Here is a 4,086-nt window from a genome sequence, read left to right as displayed (position 1 = left end):
TTGGTAGGAGCGCACAAATCCACTCCCGTTCCATAGCAAGAGTAGTGGCTACGTCGAGCGTTGCTGGCGAGGGCTGCCACGTGGAAGACACCGGGTATTGCTGTCAGCGGGTGATTAAACACGCGGCTGGTTTCGACGCCGACCCACCGGCCCTGTGGATCCCACCCGGAGGTATAGGGAACATTCACAGTACCGCTATGCTGGAGGGGGCAGTTTTCGTTCCCTGCAGCGAACACGAATAGGATACCTTTTCCACGCCGTCCCCCAGTTCGGGCGAGTTCGCGGATGCGCGACAGGACCTGGGTTCCGAAACTCATTGTGGGAGAATTGCCCCATGAGTTGGAAATGATGTCCACCCTATCGGCGAGATAATCCAGCACCTCGCGAAAGTGGGAGTCGTCGAAGAGCAGGCCACCATCCAAAGAGGATATCCACTTAATGGGGAAGAGCCGACAACCGGGCGCGGCACCGACTGTAGCGAGTCCGTCTGCTTCGGCGGCGATCACCCCCGCGCAGCAAGTGCCGTGGTTCCGTCCGGGCTCATACATCCGTGCCGGATCTGCACCAGGATCCGTATGGCGCGTCAGACGATAGCGGGGATTTTGCGGCGGAGTGGGCGCTGAGTACACCGAGTAGGCCCACCCCGCGAACTTGGATGGTCCGTTGAAGTCTTGATGGTCAAGGCGACAGCCATCGTCGGTGACGGCGACTATGACATCCGCGCTCCCCATGCTATCAAGGAGGAGCCACGCGGCCTCACAGCGGCTGGACGAGCGCGGATCCACGTCCGTGCTGGCTGACCTACCGTGCAGGTGCCACTGGTTAGGGTAGGAGCCGTCGCGTGGGAGGGCTAAGGCAGTGAGCGACACGCGGTACACCAAATCGTTCTCTGCAATATCTATCAAGTCCACGCGCTTCTCCGTCAATTCCACCACCAGTTTGTTCGGGTTCATGCCAGTGGCGTCTGTCAACTGAGCAACTATCTCAGTGTCCGAATACCGCTCTGATAGGATCAGGCCGTATTGTCCAAGGAAACCTGCCAATTCAGCGTCACCGAGCGGCATCTTGAAACGCAGATAGACCCTATCAGTAATCAGAAATTCCTGATCGCTTTCCGCCTCACGGTATGCATGATGGGTGGGGGCAAGGGGGCGGGCACGCGCCATCTCGGCCTCAAACCGTTCGGGCTGGGTGACAACACGCGAGATACCCGGGCCGAGGAGCAAGGCATCATGCAACCCGACTCGCTCCAGTTCTTGAGCATCCGTGCGTACGATGAACTGGTTGTCCTCTTTATACAAGGCGATTTTTTCGCCATTACGGTAGGTATAGACAGAAGCATTTTTGCGTGGCATCATCGTTCTCCGTCGCCCGGCGAAACACGGTTCGGGCGTAATAGTTGTTGGGGAGACTGTAGTTCTGCGCAGCTTTTCGAGAACGCTATAGTCGCCCTGTTACCAGTAAAGAGGGGAAACAACGGGTGGGTATTACACCTTTGCAAAAAATAAGTGAGTATAGCTTCTGGTATCGCTAGGGTATCTCATCTGTAGAAATGTCAATCAATTGGAGGAAAGCAACTAGGCGATACGGAATTCCATCCTGAAGTTCAATGCAAAACCCGGTCTGGAAAATCTCGCTGTTCGGAATCGTGCGTGTTGAGCGCAATGACGTTGTGACAACCCGTTTTAGAACCAGCAAGACTGGGGAATTGCTAGCCTATCTCGCCAGTAACCAGCGTCACCCGCACCGGCGCGAGACGCTGGCACAGTATCTCTGGCCTGATTCGCCTCCCGATGTGGTGCGGACCAGCTTGCGCACTGCTATTGCCTCACTGCGTCGCCAGTTGGAACCAGGGCCGCAGGGGGAGAGCCTCCTGCTAGTCACGCCGACGACGATTGCTCTGAACCTTGGGGTCGTCTCTATTGACGTTGTGGAATACGAGCGGGCTTGGCGGGCGGCTTCTACAATCACAGTCCCTGCAATGTCTGATGAGGAGAAACTCCGGAGTCTGGAGTGGGCAGTTGCTCTGTATCAGGGCATCTTCCTTGAAGGATACCCGGGCGGCAGCTGGTTAGACAACGAGCGGGCGCGTCTCGGTATGTTACACAACGAGGTTCGCCTTTCGCTCCTGCGCCTTTTAGAGCGAAGCGGACGTCCCGACGCTGCCCTTCCCCTCGCACAAAGCCTGGTACACGATGACCCTCTGTTGGAAGAGGCCCACGCGGTTTTAATGCGCCTCTACGCGGCGCATGGACGAACGGCAGCGGCTCTGAGACAGTACAGAACCTTGAAGCGAACCTTGCAACGCGAGGTGGGCGAGCCTCCGTCTGAGGAGATGATGCGCCTTGCACGGACGCTCCGAAAGGGTGGAAAGACATACGCCCCACCAGCGCCTGCCTCCGCACATCCCCCCACCCCCTTGCCCTCTGCCACGCCGCTCCTAAAAGAACACCGCTTTCCGGTGGTTCTCGGCACACTGTACGGCAGAGAGGAGGAAGCCGAAAAGGTGCTGGGCCTGCTACGCGGCGCGTATCGGTCTCTTGACACAGGATTGCGGCAGGTAACCCTCACCGGTACTGGTGGCGTGGGAAAGACTCGGCTCGCGCTGGAAATTGCGCGACGTGCGACGAGTGAGTATGCCGGGGTCTATTTTGTACCACTGGCAGGACTTACCTGGGGAGAAAGTGCGACGGAGCAGATGCTCGCCGCCATTCTGCAAGCACTTCGTGAGCAGCCATCGCCTCAAATTGCCCTGCGCGAACAGGTCATCCATTCGTTAAACCGACGCCCAGCCAGTTTGCCGCTACTTATGGTGCTGGATAACTTTGAGCAACTCCTTTCCGCAGATATATCCGCGCCGCCTGCGAAAGGCGATCCAGGAGAGTGTGTCGCCTATCTACTGAACCACGCGTCGCATCTTCGTTGCGTCGTGACATCCCGCCGACAACTGCGTCTACCAGATGAACACATCGTTGCGCTTTCTCCGCTTGCTGTGCCCTTCCCTGGCTGGGAGTTGGAGCGCATCCGTGACTCGCCCAGTGTCCGCCTTTTCGTAGATCGAGCGCGGGTAAGACAGGTGGATTTCGCCGTGACAGCCCGTAATGCCGCGATTCTGGCGGAAATCTGCTCGGCCCTGGAAGGCGTTCCATTGGCAATCGAACTGGCGGCGGCGCGGGCATATCTCATACCAATTACGGAGATGCGGAACCACCTTCAAACTCCCTTCGAGTTTCTAGTAGATCCGTCCCGCCCTCGCCAACGTCAGGATGTCCGCCACCTGACTCTACGAAATACGATTGCCTGGAGCTACCGTCTACTAACGTCTTCGCAAAAAGATTTGTTTGCCCGTTTGTCAGTCTTTAGTGGGTTCGATATTAGCAGTGTAGCGACGCTTCTAGGACTGGACGAAAAATCGATGTTGGAAAGCATCGAAGACCTGCGGGAATCCTCTCTGGTCGAAGCCGGGCCGGGCGAAGCACCGGGCCGCTTCCGGATGCTGGAGGCCATTCGTGAGTTTGCCGCGCAAGAATTGGGCGTGACGGAGACGCGGGAACTGCGCCAACGGCACGCTGAATACTTCCTGAATCATGCGCGCAAAGCGATTGAGGCATCGCGCGGGCCAGATCAGGCGCTTTGGCTCGCCCGTTTAGACGACGATGTAGACAATCTGCGTACCGCACTAGGCTTCTCTATCGGGTCGGAATTAGGGCACCGCTTGACCGCCGCGTTGCACCATTTCTGGTATGTAAGAGGCCACCTGAATGAGGGACGACGCTGGATGCGACAGGCACTGGCAACATACCCAGAACCTCCCGATATACTCCTCTCGGGAACATTGAATGCACTAGGCGTTTTCGCGTGGACCCAGCGGGATTTTGACGAGGCGCAGAAGCACTTCGCAACGGCTCTGCTCGTGCGGGAGAAAGCGGAAGATCCTGTGGGGATCGCGGGTGTGCACAATAATATGGGAATGCTTGCCTTACAGCGCGGGGATCTTTCGGCGGCGGCCTTCCACCTAGACACGAGCATCACGTTGTTCCGAACGACGGATCACTCTGCCCAACTTGCTCACGCCCTCTATAACAG

2 protein-coding genes are annotated in these 4,086 nt (G+C 57.6%); one reads left to right on the top strand and one right to left on the bottom strand.

Features of this window, described 5'->3' with window-relative positions; translation table 11 throughout:
• A partial coding sequence (locus ACH2EH_RS14775; protein WP_395142809.1) for a S8 family serine peptidase occupies window positions 1-1,301 on the bottom strand: 1,301 nt, incomplete at its 3' end.
• 407 nt (window positions 1,302-1,708) lie between these two features.
• On the opposite strand from ACH2EH_RS14775, the gene ACH2EH_RS14770 reads away from it, so the two are divergent.
• Window positions 1,709-4,086: BTAD domain-containing putative transcriptional regulator (locus ACH2EH_RS14770; RefSeq protein ID WP_395142808.1), on the top strand; the 2,378-nt coding region annotated here is incomplete at its 3' end.

It is taken from the genome of Armatimonas sp. (genome assembly GCF_043760365.1).
GTDB lineage: Bacteria > Armatimonadota > Armatimonadia > Armatimonadales > Armatimonadaceae > Armatimonas.
Note: the sequence above shows the minus strand (reverse complement) of the source record. Positions and strands in the feature narration are given on the sequence as shown.